Raw genomic sequence first — 18,998 nt, forward strand, 5'->3', positions numbered from 1 at the left:
CTTTAGCGCGCATCCCTCGCAACCCGTCCAGACGCGCAGCTCGGACAATCAGCCCGAGCGCTCAATTCAAGGCGCGATACGAAGGACCTGCGCGGATGCGTTGTAAGAAAGCAAACGTCCCAGATTCCGCGCTGCACGCCTCAGGCACTCAACCCAGGCACTCAGTTCACAGCACTTGCAAGACTGTCTTGCTCTTCCTTCACGGCATCCTGCACGTCCTGCGCCAGTGTGGCCTTGACGATGATCGAGCGGATGGCGTCGGTGGCCTCTGACAGCGGTATGTCGCTGCTCAGGCGTTGGAAGGTATCGCGGCTGTTATAGCCGGAACCATCCTTGAGGTAGTGCTCGTACATCGACAGCAGATCCTGGCACGCCGTGATCAGCGCAGCCGCGTTGCCACGCAGCAGCGCATGGCCGATCTGGTCGAAGCTGTGCAGGCAATCGGCCAGCCAATGCAGGTCGTAGCGTGCAGTGCTGGGTTCGGGCGCGTTGTGGCCGCGGCTGTAAGCGCTGTAACGGCGCAGGCTGCGTGCCACGCGCGCGACATGCGCAAACAACGTGCCGATTTCCGCAGCGATATCCAGGCGCTGCACCATCACCATCGGAATCACCTGGTCGGGCGTGTCTGAAGACTGCTGCACCGAGGCATTCTGTTCCTGCTGATCGAGCGATTGCTTCAACACCGTGTAGCTGCGTTGCAGGGACTCCAGCTCCAGCGTGGTCGCCGCCGCACGTGCTTTCAGCTGCGACAGCGCCGCCTGATAGCGCGCAAGACTGTCCTGGGTGCTGGCGTGCTGCCCGTACTCGGCAGTGAGCTGGCGCCCACGCACGAACGCCAACCCCGTGGCGATGAGCGCCCAGAGTGCGAAGGCAGGCACCAGGTAGATCAGGATGCCCATGGAGGCTCCTCGGAACGATGCATATCTTGTCGGCCAGGAATCGGCAGACTTGAGCGCTTTCGCTTGAAGATGCTCGATGTGCAGTGCCGCGGCCTTTGCGGCAACCGCCAACTAGGGGCTTGCGCGTGGCTTCGCCCCACTGACAGCGCGTGGCGCTGTCAGTGGGGCCAGGCTCAGCTCAGGATGCCCGGCAAATCCAGGCCTTGGTCCTTCGCGCACTCCACGGCGATGGCGTATCCCGCATCGGCATGCCGCATCACGCCGGTGGCCGGGTCGTTCCAGAGCACGCGTTCGATCCGCTTGTCTGCTGCTTCGCTGCCGTCGCAGACGATGACCATGCCGGCGTGCTGCGAAAAGCCCATGCCGACGCCGCCGCCGTGATGCAGCGAAACCCAGGTGGCGCCGCTGGCGGTGTTGAGCAGGGCGTTGAGCAGGGGCCAGTCGGAGACCGCATCGGAGCCATCGGCCATCGCTTCGCTTTCGCGATTGGGCGAGGCGACGCTGCCGGAGTCCAGATGATCGCGGCCGATCACCACCGGTGCCTTCAGCTCGCCGCTGCGCACCATCGCGTTGAAGGCCAGGCCGAGCCGATGGCGGTCGCCCAGGCCGACCCAGCAGATCCGCGCGGGCAGGCCCTGGAAGGCGATCTTTTCAGCGGCCATGTCCAGCCAGCGGTGCAGGTGCGCATCGTCGGGGATGAGTTCCTTGACCTTTGCATCGGTCTTGGCGATGTCTTCCGGGTCGCCGGATAACGCCACCCAGCGGAACGGCCCGATGCCGCGACAAAACAACGGCCGGATATATGCGGGCACGAAGCCGGGGAAGTCGAAGGCGTTGTCGATGCCTTCTTCCAGCGCCATCTGCCGCAGGTTGTTGCCGTAATCCACGGTGGGCACGCCGAGCGCATGGAAGGTGAGCATGGCGCGGATGTGGTTGGCCATCGAGTCGCGCGCGGCGGCTTCCACGTCCTTCGGCGCGCTGACGCGCTGTTCGTCCCACTGCTCGACCGTCCAGCCCTGCGGCAGGTAGCCGTTGACCGGGTCGTGCGCGGAGGTCTGGTCGGTCAGCAGGTCCGGCTTGATGCCGCGCAGCAGCAGTTCGTCCAGCACGTCGGCGACATTGCCGAGCAGGCCGACCGACAGTGGCCTCTTCGCGGTGCACGATTCCTCGATCAGACGCAGCGCCTCGTCCAGCGAGTCGGTCCAGGTGTCCAGGTAGCCGGTGCGCAGGCGCATGTCGATGCTGGAGCGGCGGCATTCCACCGCCAGGCAGGAGGCGCCGGCCATCACCGCGGCCAGCGGCTGCGCGCCACCCATGCCACCGAGCCCGCCGGTAAACAGCCACTTGCCGGCCAGGCTGCCGCCGTAATGCTGGCGGCCCATCTCCACGAAGGTTTCGTAGGTGCCTTGCACGATGCCTTGCGCGCCGATGTAGATCCAGCTGCCCGCAGTCATCTGGCCGTACATGGCCAGGCCTTTTTTATCCAGTTCGTTGAAGTGGTCCCAGGTGGCCCAGCGCGGTACCAGGTTGGAGTTGGCGATCAGCACGCGAGGCGCATCGGCGTGGGTGCGGAACACACCGACCGGCTTGCCCGACTGCACCAACAGGGTCTGGTCATCGTCCAGGCGGGTGAGTGCGGCGACGATTGCATCGAAGGATTCCCAATCGCGCGCGGCGCGGCCGATGCCGCCGTACACCACCAGTTCCTCCGGACGCTCGGCCACGTCCGGGTCCAGATTGTTCATCAGCATGCGCAGCGGCGCTTCGGTGAGCCAGCTCTTGGCGGTGAGCGTGGTGCCGGTGGCGGCGCGGATGACGCGGGTGGAGTCGTGACGGGTCATGCCAAGGTCCTTCAATCAACGGTGAGCTGCGGGCGTGGCGCCCGCGGCGAAATCCAGGCAGGCGCGCAACACATGCCGCAAGACGGCGCGCAGTGCGGCCGCGTGTACCGGATGCCACGGCGTTGGCCAGGTGTCCGGTGTGATCTGTTCCGGTTCCTGCATGTAGCCGCGGCAGGCCAGTTCCATCTGCAGCGCGTGCACGCCCTGATCCGGCTGCGCGTAGTGGCGGGTGATCCAGCCACCCTTGAAACGGCCGTTGCGCACGGTGCTGGAGCCGCTGCTGCGGCACAGCTGTTCCACCGCATCGGCCAGTGCCGGATCGCAACTGGCATCGTCGTTGCTGCCGATGTTGAACTGCGGCAATTCGCCGGCGAACAGGTGCGGGATGTGCGAGCGGATCGAATGCGCGTCATAGACCACGATGCGCGGATGCAGTGCGCGCAGACGTGCAATTTCATCGGCCAGCGCAGCGTGATACGGGTCGAACCATTGCATGCGGCGCAACGCGATCTGTGCCGGATCCGGCGCCTGCCCATCGCGGTACAGCGGCTGATTGTCGAAGGTGGTCAACGGGCACAGGCCCGTGGTGTGCTGGCCGGGATACAGCGAGGCACCACTCGGGTCGCGATTGACGTCGATGACCGAACGCGAAATCGCCGTGCGCACGGTGGTGGCGCCCAGGCTCTGCGCAAAGTCGTAGAGCTGATCCACCCACCAATCGGTATCGCGGCAGGCCAGCCATGGCGAGACGAAGTGGTTGGCCACGCTCTCCGGCAGGTCGGTGCCAGTGTGCGGGAAGCTGATCAGCAGCGGTGCGTTGCCGCGCTGCACGTGCAGCCAGTCGGGCAGGGCGCTCATGCGCGCGCTCCGCGATGCGAGGCGATGGGCCGGCTCATGCGCTCAGCTCCACGCCAGGCAGCGCAATGCCCACCGCAGTGGCGAGGGCGCCCGAGCGCACCAGCGCGCTGGCGGCCAGCATGTCCGGATGGAAGTAACGGTCGTCCTGCAGCGTGGGCACCTGTGCACGCAGCAGTGCACGCGCGGCTTCCAGTGCGGCGCTGGAGCGCAGCGGTGCGTGGAAATCGCAGCCCTGCACGGCGGCCAGCAGTTCGATGCCGATGACGTGCGCGGCGTTGTCGGCCATCGCCAGCAGGCGGCGTGCGCCATGCGCGGCCATCGACACGTGATCTTCCTGGTTGGCGGATGTGGGAATCGAATCGACGCTGGCCGGATAGGCGCGTTGCTTGTTCTCCGAGACCAGCGCGGCGGCGGTCACCTGCGGAATCATGAAGCCCGAATTCAAGCCAGGGCGTGGGGTGAGAAACGCCGGCAGGCCCGAGAGCGCCGGGTCGACCAGCATCGCGGTGCGGCGCTCGCTGATCGAGCCGATTTCGCACACCGCCAGCGCCAGCATGTCGGCCGCAAACGCCACCGGTTCGGCGTGGAAGTTGCCGCCCGACAACGCCTCGCCGGTATCGCTGAAGACCAGCGGGTTATCGGACACGCCATTGGCTTCAATTTCCAGCGTGCGTGCGGCCTGGCGCATCACATCCAGTGCAGCGCCCATCACTTGTGGCTGGCAGCGCAGGCAGTACGGATCCTGCACGCGCACATCGCCCAGCCGATGCGATTCGCGGATGGCCGATTCCGCCATCAGCGCACGCAAGGCGGCCGCGGTTGCGATCTGCCCGGGTTGCCCGCGCAAGGCATGGATGCGCGCATCGAAGGGCGTGTCCGAGCCCTTGGCCGCTTCCACCGACAGCGCGCCGGTGACCAGCGCGGCCTGCAGCACGGTTTCGATCTCGAACAAGCCGGCCAGCGCGCAGGCAGTGGAGAACTGGGTGCCGTTGAGCAGCGCCAGGCCCTCTTTGGCGCCAAGCACGCGTGGCTGCAGCTGCGCCCGGGCCAGCGCGTCCGCCGCCGGCAGGCGCTGATCGCCGACAAATGCCTCGCCCACGCCGATCATCACCGCGGCCAGGTGCGACAGCGGCGCCAGGTCGCCCGACGCACCCACCGAGCCCTGGCACGGCACCACCGGGGTGATGCCCTTGCGCAGCATCGCCTCCAGCAGCGCCAGGGTATCGGGCTGAATTCCCGAGGCGCCCTGCGCCAGGCTGGTGAGCTTGAGCGCCATCATCAGCCGCACCACCGGCACCGGGGTGGGTTCGCCGACACCGGCCGCGTGCGAGAGCACGATATTGCGTTGCAGGGTCTGCAGATCGTCGCGTTCGATCCGCACGCTGGCCAGCTTGCCGAAGCCGGTGTTGACCCCGTACACCGGCTCGCCCCGCGCCACGATGGCCTTCACCGTCTGCGCGCTACGCAACACCGCCTGCGCGCAGGCAGGGTCCAGGGTGACTTCGGCACCGCGATACAGCGCACGCCACTGCGCCAGGGTGACCTGGCCGGGCTGCAACACAACAGACGCACTCATGACGACTCCGGGTCAGCAAGGATGCCCGCGCCAAACGCGGGTGTGGAGAGGGTTGAAGCCCATGCGGTAGACCAGATCGGCCGGCGCGTCGATGTCCCAGATCGCCAGATCGCACTGCATGCCGGCGCGCAGCCGGCCCAGCCGGTCGCCCCGTCCGAGCGCACGTGCCGCTTCGCGGGTGAAGCCGGCGATGCATTCGTCTACCGTCATGCGGAACAAGGTGGCGGCCATGTTCATCGCCAGCAGCGGGCTGGTCAGCGGCGAGGTGCCGGGGTTGCAGTCAGTGGCCAGGGCCAGCGGTACACCGGCCGCGCGCAATGCGGGAATCGGCGGCAATTGGGTGTCGCGGGTGAAGTAGAACGCGCCCGGCAACAGCACTGCGACGGTGCCGGCATGGGCCATTGCGTCGACTCCAGCCTGGTCCAGATATTCGATGTGGTCCGCCGACAAGGCACCGTAGCGCGCGGCCAACGCGGCGCCGTGTTGGTTGCTCAATTGCTCGGCGTGGATCTTGATCTGCAGCCCGTGCGCCTGCGCGGCGACGAATACCTGTTCGGCCTGCGCCGGCGAAAACGCCAGATGCTCGCAGAACACATCCACCGCTTCGGCCAGGCCCTGCGCCGCCACCGCCGGGATCATCTCCTGGCACACCGCATCGATATAGGTTTGTGCCTGCATGCCAGGCGGCACCGCATGCGCGCCCAGGAAGGTAGGCACCACCTCCACCTGGCGCAGCGTGGCGAGCTGGCGCGCGACGCGCAGCTGCTTGATTTCGTCTTCCAGCGTGAGGCCGTAGCCGGATTTGATCTCCAGCGTGGTCACGCCTTCGGCGAGTAGCGCGTCCAGGCGCGGCAGGCTGGCGGCGAGCAAGGCGGCATCATCGGCGGCACGCGTCGCGCGCACGGTCGCCACAATGCCACCGCCGGCGGCGGCGATCTGCGCATAGCTGGCGCCGCGCAGGCGTTGTTCGAATTCATTGGCGCGGTTGCCCGCGTACACCAGGTGGGTATGGCAGTCGATCAGGCCGGGGCTGATCCAGCGCCGTTGGCAATCGTGGGTGTGGGTGGCCTGCAGCGGCGGCGCATCGGCTGCCGGCCCGGCGTACACGATGGTGCCGTCCTGGCAGGCGACCACGCCATCGTCCACGCTGCCCAGGCCGCCGTCGCCAGCGTCCAGCGTCATCAACCGCGCGTTGTGCCAAAGGACATCGCAATGCATAGCGCAGGCCTGTGTGGTCTGATATGTATATACAATAGAGTCGGCAACCAAGGGTGTCCAGTGGCAGACCAATCAGTGCAAGCGGTGTGGGCGGCCCGGGCGTTGTTGCCCGATGGCTGGGCCAGCGACGTGCGGATCACCGTGGCGTACGGGCGCATCGCCGCTGTGCAGACGGAGGCCACGCCCGCCACCACCGATACCCGTGCCGAGGTACTGCTGCCCGGGCTGGGCAACCTGCATAGCCATGCCTTCCAGCGCGGCATGGCCGGGCTGACCGAAGTGGGCGGGCGCAGCGGCGACAGTTTCTGGAGCTGGCGCGAGCTGATGTATCGCTTCGTCGACCGGCTGGACCCGGACAGCCTGCAGGCCATTGCCGAGCAGGCGTACGTGGAAATGCTGGAAGCCGGCTTCACTCGCGTGGGCGAATTCCACTATCTGCACCACAGCGTCAGCGGCGCGCCGTACGCGCAGCCCGCCGAAATGGCCGAGCGCATTGTTGCGGCGGCCGCGGGTACCGGCATCGGCCTGACCCTGTTGCCGGTGTTCTACGCGCACTCGGATTTCGGTGGGGCGCCACCGAACCCTGCGCAGCGACGGCTGATCCACGATATCGACGGCTTTGCCCGGCTGTTGTCGGACTGCGCGCGCAGCCTGGCCGCACTGCCGGACGCGGTGCTCGGGCTGGCGCCGCACAGCCTGCGCGCAGTAACGCCCACGCAGCTCGCCGCGCTGGTGCCGCTAGTGGATGGCCCCATCCACATCCATATCGCCGAACAACAGCGCGAGGTGGAGGCCTGCCTGGCCTGGTCGGGGCAGCGCCCGGTGCAGTGGCTGTACGCCAATGCGCCAGTGGATGCGCGCTGGTGCCTGGTGCACGCCACGCATGTGGAGGCGGGGGAGCTCGACGCAATCGTCAAGAGTGGCGCGGTGGTCGGCCTGTGCCCGATCACCGAGGCCAATCTCGGCGACGGCCTGTTCCCGATGCAGGCATTCGCCAGCCGCAGCGGGCGCTTCGGTGTGGGCTCGGATTCGAATGTCTTGATCGATGCGGCCGAAGAACTGCGCCTGCTCGAATACGGCCAGCGCCTGCAGCTGCGCGCGCGCAATGTGCTGGCGCCCGCCGACACCTCCAGTGGCCGCTGGTTGTACAGCAGCGCACTGGCCGGCGCGGCGCAGGCGCTGGGGAGCGGGCAGCCCGGGATCTGCGTTGGTGCATCGGCCGACTTGCTGGAGCTGGACCACACTCATCCGGCGCTGCTGGCACGCACGGACGATGCGTTGCTCGACAGCTGGCTGTTCGCCGCACGCGCCGGCGCAGTGCGGCATGTCTGGCGTGCCGGGCAGTGGGTGGTGCGCGATGGCCGCCATGTGGCGCGCGAACGTGTCGCCGCACGCTTTGCCGCCGTCATGCAAACGCTGTTGCAAGGGTGATCGGCGCGATGTGCGAAGCGGGCACAATGCAGGTCTCACCGGAGACCCTGTCGTGACCACCGCCACCCCCGCCACACCCGGAACCTTGCATCAGCGGATCCGGCAGGACCTGGAGCAACGCATCCACAGTGGCGACTGGCCGCCCGGGCACCGCGTGCCGCCCGAGCATGAATTGATGGCGCAGTACGGTTGCTCGCGCATGACCGTCAACAAGGTGCTCGGCCTGCTGGCCGACGCCGGCATGATCGAGCGCCGCCGCCGCACTGGTTCGTTCGTCGCGCGGCCGCATCCGCATCTGGAGCAGGTGGCGCTGTCGATCCCGGATATCGAAGTGGAGATGACCACGCGCGGCCATGTCTATCAGTTTCAGTTGCTGTCGCGGCGCGTGCGCGCGGTGCGGCAGCGCGTGCCGCAGGAGCGTGCGCTGGGCAGCCGCGGCAAATTGCTGGCACTGGAAAGCGTGCATCTGGCCGATGGCAGTCCGTTCGCTCTGGAGCAACGGGTCATCGACATCACCACCGTGCCCGAGGCGCTGGCGCAGCCATTCGACACCCTCGCGCCCGGCAGCTGGCTATTGCGCAACGTGCCCTGGACCCGTGCCGAGCACCGCATCAGCGCGAGCAGTGCCGATCCTGCCCAGGCCAGGTGCCTGCAGGTTGCCGATGGCGCGGCCTGCCTGGTCATCGACCGGCACACCTGGCGCGGCGACCAGCCGGTCACCTATGTGCGGCAGCTGTTCCTGGGCGGGTCTTACGATCTGATTGCACGCTTCGCGCCGGGCATGCGCTGAGGCGATTCCGCACTGCGCACCTCGAGCTTGCGCGCGCATGCGGCCGGTGGCGGCATGGTGCGTACTAGGTAAATCGACGGGTTGGATGAAGCGACGGGCAAGGCGAGCGGCGGGCGAGGTGGTCGCGGCTGGCGGGTTTCGCGCAGAACGCACCGCCCGCACGCACGCATCAGGCGGCGCGACTCAGATCGTCGTGCACTGCCGCCAGCGCACCGGCTCGGCGACGCCGGCGCGCGGATTGAGTTGCACGCGCACCGTGCGCAGGTAGGGGTAACGCTCCAGTTCGCGGCAAATCAGCGGCCAGGCGGTCGCATCGTCCACGGTGCGGTCCACCGCCAGCGTCAACTGCGTCAGCCAGATTCCGCGCACCAGTCCCGGCGTCTGCGCCAATGCCTTGGAGACTTGGCGCTGGTAGCCCTGCAACGTGGCGAGGTCCGGCTCATCGCCGGCGGCGACCGGCATGGCCGGTGGAGTCGACGTCGCTGCCTGTGCGGCCGATGCCGGAGCCGGCGCAACAGCCGGTGGAGCGGCCGATGCTGCACCTGGCGCGGGACTCAGCGGTGCTGACGTGCGCGGTAGTGGTTGGGCGGGCGGCACCTCAGCCGGCTGCAAAGCCACTGCCATCACCACCCCCAGCATTGCCGCCGCTGCGCCGGCAATCACAGTGTGGCGGATCGCCCGGCGCCTGGCCGCACCGACCACGCCGGTTTCGATATCGCCGGGCAGGTAGGGCTTGAGCAGCGGCCACAGCCGCGCGCCATCCAGCACCTCGATGGACTGCTTGTCGGCCGCGGCCATGCCTTCACGTTCCATGCGGCCTTCGGTGACCATCACCCCGCCATTGGCACCAGCCAGGCGGGCCATCGCACCCAGCTCGTTCACCGCAGCCACGCCGATGCGATACCCACGGCCATGTTTGCAGGCCACCAGACGGGTGCCGTGCTCGGTCTGCATCATGAAATCGGCGGTGGGCAGGCCGTCCTGCGGCAGCTGGGTGGGTTGCCAGCCGCGCTGGTCCTGCAGCACCCGCAGCACCACGGCGGAAAAGTCGCGCCAATGCATCGCGGCCAGCGCGCGTACGCCTTCGGTCAGTTCGTTGGCGCGTCGGCGCACCAACCAGAGATAGCCACTCACCGCCAACCAGGGCAGGAGTGCAGCCACAAGCGCCAACATCCAATGGGACATGAGTATCTAGCGAAGCAATGGCGCGTCTAACGAAGCAGTGCGCTTAGAAGAATCCTTCGCGGCAGATTCGTCAATGGATCGCGGTCGGTGAATGCACGAGCCGTGACCCAGGCAGCGAAAGACCCGCCAGTCCGAAGCCGTGAGGGGAGGGGAGCAAACGGACTTCGTGTTGCAGGACTGGCGGGTCTTCCCGATTGTCTAAAAAACCATGCTGCTTTGCAACAATCCAGTTATGCAGGGTTTATTCGCCGTCAAAGGCCGCATTGTGCGTAGCTGCGGGACCACTGCCCGGCGTTGCGGTGCCAGGCGCAGTGTCGCTGCTGGCCGCCTGTGCGGCCTGGTTGGCGGTGCGGTTGGCCCGCTTGGTCGCAGCCGTGTTCGCGCGTACCTGTGCTTTGAGCGACTCCACCTCGCGACGCAGGTTTTCCAGCTCGTCCTGCTCGGGGATGTTGAGGGTGCGCAGCACGCCCTTGACGCGTTCGTCGAACGCCTTGCCCAGCCGGTCCCAGCCACGCACCGCGGTATCGCGCGCCTGCTCGAACTGGGTTTCCACTTCCTCGCGTAATTCGTCTGCGCTGGCGGCGGCCTTGCGCTGGCCGCTGCGTTCGTACGCGGCGCCTTCGCGTACCAGCGAGTCGAATAGTTTGCTGCCTTCGCTCTGCACACGGCCCAAGGCGCCGAGCCCGGCCAGCCAGACGGTCTGCGCCGATTCGCCGAGCCGGCGCGACACCTGTTCGGCCTGCGCCTGGAACCCATGAGCCGCGTTGCCGCGGTTGCCGTTCTGATCGTATCCGGTCGTCATGCGATGCTCCTGTCGGTTGCGGACTGACGTTGCATCACCCTAGTGCCGGCTATGCATCGGCCAGGTGAAGCATCCATCAAGCATCCGCCCGCAGGCTGTGGCGCAGGTGACTTGCGGCTGAAGCCTGGGGCTGGATCAGGCCAGCTTTTCAGCCAGCAGGCGGCGGATCTCGGACTCGACCATCGGCTGCATGGCCGACAACAAAAAGCCCAGCTCAGCGGTGACATGCACCTGCTGCGGCAGCAGATTGATCGCCCCGTCCACGCCCGCCCGCGCGATGCGCAAGGTGTCGCCTTCCCAGTGCGAAGCGATGCCGTAACGATCGGTCAGCTTGCGTGCCGCCTCCTCGATCGCCGCACGGGCCTGCGCCGGCGTTCTGGAATGGTCGTGGCGGATATCGATACTGGACATGGGTTCCTGAAGTCATGCGATGGAGCGCGCATTGTGCGCATGTGCGGGGCGCGCTCCAAGTGCGGCGGCATGCGCTATGGGGCTGCGGGCAAACCTGCTAGGCTGCGGCGGGTGCGCGATCTGCAAGTTCATTTCACCCACCGGCAGCAGCCGGATCATCCTCTCCAGCCCGGCGTCCACCGGATCGTACGCCATGCCTCCGGCAGCGTGCGGATCGTCGACGATGCCCAGGGGGCGTTGCTGTTGGCGCAGTTCTGCCTGGATCAGCGCGGTCTCTGGCTGCAGGTGGCCAACGGCATTCGCGGCATCCACGTCAATGGGCGGCCGGTGCGGCGCATGGCGTTGTTGCGTGCCGGCGATGCGTTGTATGCCGATGGCGTGGAGATGCTGTTGCGCAGTGCGCCGTCCACTGCACCGGCCAACGACATCCATGACGACGATGCCGGCCTGAGCGAAGTCTGTCTGCTGCTACGCGGGCTGGGCGGTCGCCACCATGGGCGCAGTTTCACGCTGGACCGTTCGCGGCTGGTCGGCAGCGACCCGGCGGCGGACATCGTCATCGACGACCCGGCCTTCGCCGCTCAGCACGCCCGCCTTGAACGGCATGGCGACCGGGTGTTGATCCGCGATCTCGGCTCGGAAGAGGGCAGCTGGATCAACGGCGTGCAGGTGCGCGACGGCTGGCTGCAAGCCGGTGATCAGGTCGTGTTCGACGCGCGCCACCGTTTCGTGGTGGAAGTGCCCAAGATTCAGCACGATGCCACCTGGCACCTGCCCGAGAGCGACCCGCAACCGTTGCCGCGCGTGAGCGAAGCCCCGACCCGGGCGCCAGTAAAGGTAGCCCGCTGGCCGTGGCTACTACTCAGCGCGGTGTTGCTGGCGGCGGCGCTGAGCGCCTTGCTGTGGTTCGGCGCGCGCTGAGCCGTTTCCACACGCGCCACCCCAGCAGCAACGCCAGGATGCCGGCATACAGCGCCGGCTCGCGGATATCGGATTTGACCAGCCACCAGAAGTGCAGCACGGCCAGCAACCCGATCGGATAGATCAGCATGTGCAGCCGGCCCCAGTTGCGCTTGAGCCGCCGCATCCAGCCCTGAGTCGAGGTGATCGCCAAGGGCACCAGCAGCAGCCAGGCGGTGAAGCCGACCGTGATGTACGGGCGTTTGACGATCTCTTCAAAAATCTGCGTCCAGAACCCGCGCAGGTCCAGCCACAGGTACGCGGTGAGGTGCACGCTGGCATAGAAAAACGCATACAGGCCGAGCATGCGGCGGAAACGGATCAGCACCGCCTGGCCGGTCAGCTGCCGCAGCGGCGTAATGGCCAGGGTGATCAGCAGCAGGCGCAGCGCCCACAGCCCGGTGCGATGCTCGATCTCGGCCACCGGGTCGGCGCCCAGCGCGTCGCTGCCTTGCTGCCATACCTGCCAGAACTGCCAGCCCAGCAGCGCAATGGGCGCGAGCACGGCGGCATGCACGGCGGTCTTGGCAGCGATCACGGAAACGGATGTCTTGGCCATGCGATCTCGAAGATGAAGCGATGCATCGCAGCCGCGATGCGTTGATTGGCGTAGGAGCGCACTCGGGCGCAAGTGGCAGTTCCGGGAAATCCATCGCGCCCGGGTGCGCCCCTACAGACAACGGGTGGATGTCACGCTGGGCGTTGCGTCCCTAGAACCACTTCTTCAGATCCATCCCCGCGTACAGCGAGGCGACCTGGTCGGCGTAGCCGTTGAAGGGCTTGGTCGCAATTCGCTCCGCAAACAACTTGCTGGCGGTGCCGGCAATGCGGCGCTCGGTCTTCTGGCTCCAGCGCGGATGATCCACGGCCGGATTGACGTTGGAGAAGAACCCGTACTCGGACGGCTGCAGGTCGTGCCAGGCGGTTTCGGGCATCTTCTCGACGAAGCGGATCTCCACGACCGACTTGATGCTCTTGAAGCCGTACTTCCACGGCACCACCAGCCGTAGCGGCGCACCGTTCTGCTGCGGCAGCGGCTTGCCGTAGAGCCCGGTGGCGAGCAGCGTCAGCGGATGCATGGCCTCGTCTATGCGCAGGCCTTCGCGGTAGGGCCAGTTGATCGAACGGTAGCGCACGCCGGGCATCTGTTGCGGGTCGGCCAGCGTGGTAAAGTCGACGTACTTGGCCTTGGAGGTGGGGGCAAAGCGCTTGAGCACTTCGCCCAGCGGCACGCCCGTCCACGGGATCACCATCGACCAGCCTTCAACGCAACGCAGCCGGTAGATGCGTTCTTCGGCGCTGATGCCCTTGAGCAACTCGTCCAGCGACAGGCTGCCGGGTTTTTCGCACTCGCCACTGACCTTCACCGACCACGGCGACAGCTTGAGTGTCTTGGCCGCCTTGGACGGGTCGGTCTTGTCGGTGCCGAACTCGTAGAAATTGTTGTAGCTGGTGACATCTTCCAGCCGGGTGAGTTCCTCGGCGGTGCGGAGGCCGCTGCGCGCTTGCGCGGGCGTCACCACGGTCTTCGGCGGAGGCGGCGGATCGGCCTCGGCGCACCCGGCCACGCTCAGTGCAGGCGTCAGCGCAAACAACTGCAGCAAGCGCCGCCGGTCGCGATAAACGGCCTCATCGGTGATCTCGCTGGACGGCGTCTTCAAGGCATCGCGAAGTGACATGGCAGGCTCCAGGCAGTGGCTGCAAGGTGAGACTAACGGACCAGGACGAAAGTTCTGCTCCAGGCCTCCAGACTACGCGGCGCAGGGTCAAAAGGATGCAGGTGCAACCGTTTGTTGGCGCTGCCAACGCGGATGCGCTGCGGCATACTAAGAGGCTAGCTCGACAAGGTGTGCCATGACACGCGCGTTCAATTTCAGTGCCGGCCCTGCGACATTGCCGGAATCGGTCCTGCGGCAAGCGCAGGAGGAGATGGTCGAGTGGAACGGCGTGGGTGCCTCGATCGTGGAAATCAGCCACCGCAGCGCCGACTTCATGGCGGTGGCCGCCGCTGCCGAGGCGGACTTGCGCACACTGTTGTCGATTCCCGACGACTACGCGGTGCTGTTCACCTCCGGTGGCGCGACCACCATCCAGGCGCTGTTGCCGCTTAATTTCGCCGCGCCCGGCCAGGCGGTCGATTACGTGGTCAGTGGCCACTGGGGCAAGACCGCGATCAAGCAGGCCACGCCGTATGTGGACGTGCGCGTGGCCGCCGATGGCCAGCCCGGCGGTTATGTCGACATTCCGCCGGTCGCGAACTGGACGCTGTCACCGCACGCCGCGTACGTGCACATCACTGCCAACGAAACCATTCACGGGGTCGAGTTCCGCGACACGCCGGACGTGGGCACCTTGCCGCTGTTTGCCGACTTCAGTTCGTCGATCGCCTCCGAGCCGCTGGACATCAGGCGCTATGGCCTGATCTATGCCGGCGCGCAGAAGAATCTGGGCCCGGTGGGTATTTCGGTGGTGATCGTGCGCCGCGAATTGCTCGAGCGTGCCGGCCAACCGCGTGCAGACATCTTCAATTACGCCTCGCACGTGGCGCGCGATTCGATGCTCAACACGCCGCCCACCTGGAACTGGTATCTGCTCGGGCTCACCGTCAAATGGATGCTCGATCAGGGTGGGGTGGCCGCATTCGCGCAGCGCAATGCCGAAAAGGCCGCGTTGGTGTACGGCGCAATCGATAGCTCCGGTGGCTTCTATCGCAACCAGGTGATGCCGACGGTGCGTTCGCGCATGAACATCCCGTTTTTCCTGGGCAATGAGCAGCTCGATGCGTTGTTCGTCAGCGAATCCAAGGCGGCCGGCTTGCTCGCGCTGAAGGGGCACAAGGCCGTGGGCGGTATCCGCGCTTCGCTCTACAACGCCATGCCGGTGGCCGGTGCGCAGGCACTGGTGGCCTTCATGCACGATTTCCAGCAGCGCCACGGCTGAGTCCCCCACAACCGCGGCATTGCCGCGCTGGCGCAGTGCGCCGTTTTATTGAAGGAAAGCCCCCCGATGGCTCCCAAGCCCAAGAACACCAACGCCGCTGGCGGCACCGCCAAGTCGGCTACCAAGGCCAGCAGTAAGAAAGCCACCAAGTTGGCTGGCAAGGACAGCGCCAAGCCACTGGCAACCGCTGCCCCAGTGCTGGCCGATGTGCGTGCCAAGATCGACGAGATCGACCGTGGCATCCAGGCGTTGATTGCCGAGCGCGCCAACTTCGCGCATCAGGTCGGCAAGGCCAAGGGCAAGCTGGCAGCGGCGGTGGATTACTACCGCCCCGAGCGCGAAGCGCAGGTGCTGCGCATGGTGGTGGACCGCAACGAAGGACCACTCAGCGATGAAGTGCTGGTGCATGTGTTCCGCGAAATCATGTCTGCGTGCCTTGCGCAGCAGGAGCCGCTGAAGATCGGGTATCTCGGCCCGGAAGGCACCTTCAGCCAGCAGGCGGTGCTCAAGCATTTCGGCCGCTCGGCGGTGGGCCTGCCGATGGCGACCATCGAAGAAGTGTTCCAGGAAGTGGAAGCCGGCAATGCCGATTTCGGCGTGGTGCCGGTAGAAAATTCCGGCCAGGGCACGATCCAGGTCACGCTGGACATGTTTCTCACCTCCAACCTCAAGATCTGCGGCGAAGTCGAGTTGCGTGTGCACCAGTACCTGCTCTCGCGCAACGGGCGCCTGGAAGACATCGAACGCATCTACGCGCATTCGCAGTCGTTTGCGCAGACCGCCGGCTGGCTGCGTTCGCACTTGCCCAAGGTGGAAAAGATTGCGGTCTCCAGCAATGCCGAAGGCGCGCGCCGTGCGCGTAATGCCGAGGACGCGGCGGCCATCGGTGGCGAAAGCGCCGCGCACGTGTATGGCTTGAAAAAAGTCATCATGAAATCGATCGAGGACGACGACGACAACACCACGCGCTTTCTGGTGATCGGCCGGCAGATCTTTCCATCGTCCGGGCATGACCGGACCTCGGTGCTGGTGTTCATCCACGACAAGCCGGGCGCGTTGTTCGATGTACTCAGCCCGTTCGCGCGGCATGGCATCAGCATGAACCGCATCGAGTCGCGGCCGTCGCACCAGGCCAAGTGGGAATACGGCTTCTTTATCGACCTGGCCGGCCATGTGGAGGACGAGTCGATGAAACAGGCACTGGCCGAACTGGAAGCGCATTCGGCACAGATCAAGGTGCTGGGCTCGTATCCGGTCGCCATTCCCTAAGCAGCGCATCGGCTGCGGCGCCGCGTCGGCCCTGACGCGGCGCCTGTCTCTACACCGCCTTCCTTCCCACGCGCATTGCTGACCGCAGCGATGTCGTCGCAATCGGATCATTCGCATGAGCAACAGCACGCAACACTGGATCGCACAGCGCGGCACCGCGCTGCAGGGCAGCCTGACCATTCCCGGCGACAAGTCGGTTTCGCACCGTGCGGTGATGTTCGCCGCGCTGGCGGATGGCACGTCGAAGATCGACGGCTTTCTGGAAGGCGAAGACACGCGCTCCACCGCGGCGATCTTTGCCCAGCTGGGCGTGCGCATTGAAACGCCGTCGGCGTCGCAGCGCATCGTGCATGGCGTCGGTGTGGACGGCCTGCAGCCGCCGCAGGGGCCGCTGGATTGTGGCAACGCCGGCACCGGCATGCGCTTGCTGGCCGGCGTGCTCGCGGCGCAGCGGTTCGATAGCGTACTGGTGGGCGATGCGTCGTTGTCCAAGCGGCCCATGCGCCGCGTCACCGGCCCGCTGGCGCAGATGGGTGCACGTATCGAAACCGAATCGGATGGCACGCCGCCGCTGCGGGTGCACGGCGGCCAGCCGCTGCAAGGCATTACGTTTGCCTCGCCGGTGGCCAGTGCACAGGTCAAATCGGCCGTGCTGCTGGCCGGGTTGTACGCAACGGGTGAGACCTCGGTGAGTGAGCCGCATCCCACGCGCGACTACACCGAACGCATGCTCTCCGCATTCGGCGTGGAGATCGCGTTTTCTCCTGGTCAGGCGCGTCTGCGTGGCGGGCAGCGGTTGCGCGCGACCGACATCGCGGTGCCGGCAGATTTTTCATCGGCGGCGTTCTTCATCGTGGCCGCCAGCATCATTCCCGGCTCGGACGTGACTTTGCGTGCAGTGGGGCTGAATCTGCGGCGCACCGGCTTGCTGGCCGCACTACGGCTGATGGGTGCCGATATCGTGGAAGACAATCACGCCGAACATGGCGGCGAGCCGGTAGCGGACCTGCGCGTGCGCTACGCACCGCTGCAGGGCGCGCAGATTCCCGAAGCGCTGGTGCCGGATATGATCGATGAGTTCCCGGCGCTATTCGTCGCCGCAGCTGCGGCGCGCGGCGACACGGTCGTCAGTGGTGCGGCGGAATTGCGCGTCAAGGAATCCGACCGCCTTGCCGCGATGGCCACCGGCCTGCGCGCGCTCGGCATTGTGGTGGACGAGACCCCGGACGGGGCCACCATTCACGGCGGCACGCTGGGCAGCGGCGTCATCGAGAGCCACGGCGATCACCGCATTGCAATGGCGTTTGCCATCGCAGGCCAGCTGTCCACCGGGACGGTACAGGTCAACGACGTGGCGAACGTGGCCACCTCGTTCCCAGGCTTCGACAGCCTGGCGCAGGGCGCCGGGTTCGGGCTCAGCGCGCGTCCGTAAACTCCACTGGCACCTGCACGCTGCTGACGACCGCATGGCCGTCACGCAGCGCAGGCTCGAAACGCCACTGACGCAGCGTTTCCACCACGGCTTCGTCCAGACGCGGATCCGGGCTGCCCTGGCGCTCCACGATGGTCACCGCGCTGACGCGGCCCTGTACATCCAACTGCAGCCGCGCGATGCGGCTGCCGGCGCTGCCATCCTGCAGAGCCTGCGAGGGGTAACTGGGCATCGCGTTGCCGGGTAGCGGTTGCGGCTCCTGGCTGCTGATCGGCGGGCGCACCGGTAGATGCGGGATCATCATTGCCTCACGTGGCACATCGGACGCGGGCAGGACCTGGCGCGCCATCGGCGCTGGAGCATCAGTTGCCAGCGATTCGTCGCTATGCCGCGCCCACCACCAACTGGGAATGACCACCAGCACGGCAAGCACGGTCGCCCACAACCAGGGCGAGGCACCGTCGCTGTCGTGATCACGTACGCGGCGGCCTGCGTCGCGCTGCAGCGGCGTGGCGTGGTGGGATGAAGACTGTGAGGTGAAGGACATGGCCAACCTCCGGGCGCATCTTCGGGATGACACCCACAGTCTGGTCGGCCTTGCCTGAGGCGCAGCTAAGGCTGCGCTTTCACATCCCGGTCGGCGACCGGGCGAGGTTCAGCTTACTGAGCGGGCTTGAACTCGAACGGGATATCGATACTGCCAGCCACCGGCTGGCCGCCGCGCTGGGCCGGGTGGAAGCGCCAGCGACGCACCGCCTCCATCGCTGCGCGGTCCAGATCGCGCGAGCCACTGCGCTGCACCAGCGCCACGCCGCCAGGGTTGCCGGCGGCATCCACCTCAACCCGCACCACCACATCGCCCGCATCGCCGCGGCGCAGTGCCGCTGCGGGATAGCGTGGTGGTGGCATCTGGCCCTGCATCGGCACCGGCCGATCGCCGCCTGCAACGGGCGCGGCGCTGGTCGGGGCGCCAGGTGCACCGGGCACTGCGTCTTCGGGCAGCGGGGCCGGTGCGGGCGGCGCAGGCGGGGTGGTTTCCACCAAAGTGGGCGCGTCTTCGGGCGGCTTGGCCTGCGGCATCTCGATGGAGCCATCCTGCGCCGGTAACGGCGCCGGCAGCGGCTGGATGGTGTCGGCGGGTGCGCCAGCGGTTGGTTGTGCGGGCGAGGCCTTGTAGAAGTCGTCCTTGCGCCCGGTGGCCCAGACCAGCAGGAACAGCAGCAGGCCCGCGACGAACGCGATACCGGCAATTTTCAGGGTGTGGCGGGGCAGACGCAGAACGATGTGGCGATCGGACGCAGGGCGGGGCGCGGGCATAGGGCTCACCTGAAGGATCAGGCCGATTCTGGCATAGCATCGGTGAATCGATCGCAGCGACTGTCGGAA

At 66.7% G+C, this 18,998-nt stretch carries 18 protein-coding genes; 6 read left to right on the plus strand and 12 right to left on the minus strand.

Annotated features, from left to right (window positions below):
* Positions 1-161 precede the first annotated feature (161 nt).
* The 5 genes from ACD584_RS07250 to hutI all read right to left on the minus strand — a co-directional run bounded on the left by ACD584_RS07250 (position 162) and on the right by hutI (position 6,392).
* Positions 162-899 carry a hypothetical protein gene (locus tag ACD584_RS07250; RefSeq protein ID WP_116889594.1) on the minus strand — a complete coding sequence of 246 codons (738 nt, stop codon included), beginning with the start codon at positions 897-899 and terminating at the stop codon, positions 162-164.
* Positions 900-1,072: 173 nt separating this feature from the next.
* Positions 1,073-2,740 (minus strand): urocanate hydratase, encoded by a 1,668-nt coding sequence (gene hutU, locus ACD584_RS07255; protein ID WP_076037726.1) that lies wholly within the window; start codon positions 2,738-2,740, stop codon positions 1,073-1,075.
* A 15-nt stretch (positions 2,741-2,755) separates the two neighbouring features.
* The gene (gene hutG, locus ACD584_RS07260) at positions 2,756-3,598 is read right to left on the minus strand and encodes an N-formylglutamate deformylase (protein ID WP_076035972.1); all 843 of its coding nucleotides are present in this window, start codon (positions 3,596-3,598) and stop codon (positions 2,756-2,758) included.
* 34 nt (positions 3,599-3,632) lie between these two features.
* On the minus strand, positions 3,633-5,174 hold the full coding sequence (gene hutH, locus ACD584_RS07265) for a histidine ammonia-lyase (RefSeq protein WP_076035971.1): 1,542 nt from the start codon (positions 5,172-5,174) through the stop codon (positions 3,633-3,635).
* A gap of 12 nt (positions 5,175-5,186) precedes the next feature.
* Positions 5,187-6,392, minus strand: a complete 1,206-nt coding sequence (hutI, locus tag ACD584_RS07270) for an imidazolonepropionase (protein ID WP_070692915.1) — start codon at positions 6,390-6,392, stop codon at positions 5,187-5,189.
* Between the two features lie 75 nt (positions 6,393-6,467).
* Between hutI and ACD584_RS07275 the strand changes: the two genes are divergently transcribed.
* Both ACD584_RS07275 and hutC read left to right on the plus strand, forming a co-directional pair.
* Positions 6,468-7,823: a formimidoylglutamate deiminase gene (locus ACD584_RS07275; protein WP_076035970.1), complete on the plus strand. Its 1,356-nt coding sequence runs from the start codon at positions 6,468-6,470 to the stop codon at positions 7,821-7,823.
* Between the two features lie 52 nt (positions 7,824-7,875).
* Positions 7,876-8,613 carry a histidine utilization repressor gene (gene hutC / locus ACD584_RS07280; RefSeq protein WP_228437993.1) on the plus strand — a complete coding sequence of 246 codons (738 nt, stop codon included), beginning with the start codon at positions 7,876-7,878 and terminating at the stop codon, positions 8,611-8,613.
* Positions 8,614-8,796: 183 nt separating this feature from the next.
* Here the strand turns inward: hutC and ACD584_RS07285 are convergent, their stop codons facing one another.
* The 3 genes from ACD584_RS07285 to ACD584_RS07295 all read right to left on the minus strand — a co-directional run bounded on the left by ACD584_RS07285 (position 8,797) and on the right by ACD584_RS07295 (position 11,011).
* Complete coding sequence (locus ACD584_RS07285) at positions 8,797-9,798, minus strand: restriction endonuclease (RefSeq protein ID WP_076035969.1); 1,002 nt, start codon at positions 9,796-9,798, stop codon at positions 8,797-8,799.
* A gap of 241 nt (positions 9,799-10,039) precedes the next feature.
* Entirely contained in the window at positions 10,040-10,600 is a 561-nt protein-coding gene (locus tag ACD584_RS07290; protein WP_011036766.1) for a phasin family protein, read from the minus strand.
* Positions 10,601-10,735: 135 nt separating this feature from the next.
* Complete coding sequence (locus ACD584_RS07295) at positions 10,736-11,011, minus strand: polyhydroxyalkanoic acid system family protein (protein WP_014507417.1); 276 nt, start codon at positions 11,009-11,011, stop codon at positions 10,736-10,738.
* Between the two features lie 111 nt (positions 11,012-11,122).
* Here ACD584_RS07295 and ACD584_RS07300 point away from each other — a divergent pair, with 111 nt between their 5' ends.
* Positions 11,123-11,932 (plus strand): FHA domain-containing protein, encoded by an 810-nt coding sequence (locus ACD584_RS07300; RefSeq protein ID WP_070692924.1) that lies wholly within the window; start codon positions 11,123-11,125, stop codon positions 11,930-11,932.
* Here ACD584_RS07300 and msrQ read toward each other — a convergent pair.
* Positions 11,874-12,530 carry a protein-methionine-sulfoxide reductase heme-binding subunit MsrQ gene (gene msrQ, locus ACD584_RS07305; protein ID WP_042598841.1) on the minus strand — a complete coding sequence of 219 codons (657 nt, stop codon included), beginning with the start codon at positions 12,528-12,530 and terminating at the stop codon, positions 11,874-11,876. The genes ACD584_RS07300 and msrQ overlap by 59 nt on opposite strands.
* 151 nt (positions 12,531-12,681) lie before the next feature.
* Positions 12,682-13,650 (minus strand): protein-methionine-sulfoxide reductase catalytic subunit MsrP, encoded by a 969-nt coding sequence (gene msrP, locus ACD584_RS07310; protein WP_076035968.1) that lies wholly within the window; start codon positions 13,648-13,650, stop codon positions 12,682-12,684.
* Between the two features lie 175 nt (positions 13,651-13,825).
* On the opposite strand from msrP, the gene serC reads away from it, so the two are divergent.
* The 3 genes from serC to aroA all read left to right on the plus strand — a co-directional run bounded on the left by serC (position 13,826) and on the right by aroA (position 17,612).
* Positions 13,826-14,911, plus strand: coding sequence for a phosphoserine transaminase (serC, locus tag ACD584_RS07315; protein WP_076035967.1), 1,086 nt, complete (start codon positions 13,826-13,828; stop codon positions 14,909-14,911).
* 66 nt (positions 14,912-14,977) lie between these two features.
* Positions 14,978-16,180: a prephenate dehydratase gene (gene pheA, locus ACD584_RS07320; RefSeq protein ID WP_016944749.1), complete on the plus strand. Its 1,203-nt coding sequence runs from the start codon at positions 14,978-14,980 to the stop codon at positions 16,178-16,180.
* A gap of 115 nt (positions 16,181-16,295) precedes the next feature.
* Positions 16,296-17,612 carry a 3-phosphoshikimate 1-carboxyvinyltransferase gene (gene aroA / locus ACD584_RS07325; protein WP_070692934.1) on the plus strand — a complete coding sequence of 439 codons (1,317 nt, stop codon included), beginning with the start codon at positions 16,296-16,298 and terminating at the stop codon, positions 17,610-17,612.
* Here the strand turns inward: aroA and ACD584_RS07330 are convergent.
* Both ACD584_RS07330 and ACD584_RS07335 read right to left on the minus strand, forming a co-directional pair.
* Complete coding sequence (locus tag ACD584_RS07330; RefSeq protein ID WP_175611506.1) at positions 17,596-18,159, minus strand: energy transducer TonB; 564 nt, start codon at positions 18,157-18,159, stop codon at positions 17,596-17,598. The genes aroA and ACD584_RS07330 overlap by 17 nt on opposite strands.
* A 113-nt stretch (positions 18,160-18,272) precedes the next feature.
* Positions 18,273-18,929, minus strand: a complete 657-nt coding sequence (locus ACD584_RS07335) for an energy transducer TonB (RefSeq protein ID WP_070692936.1) — start codon at positions 18,927-18,929, stop codon at positions 18,273-18,275.
* Positions 18,930-18,998 lie beyond the last annotated feature (69 nt).

Source organism: Xanthomonas sp. NCPPB 2922, from assembly GCF_041520885.1.
In the GTDB taxonomy this organism is placed as follows: domain Bacteria; phylum Pseudomonadota; class Gammaproteobacteria; order Xanthomonadales; family Xanthomonadaceae; genus Xanthomonas; species Xanthomonas campestris.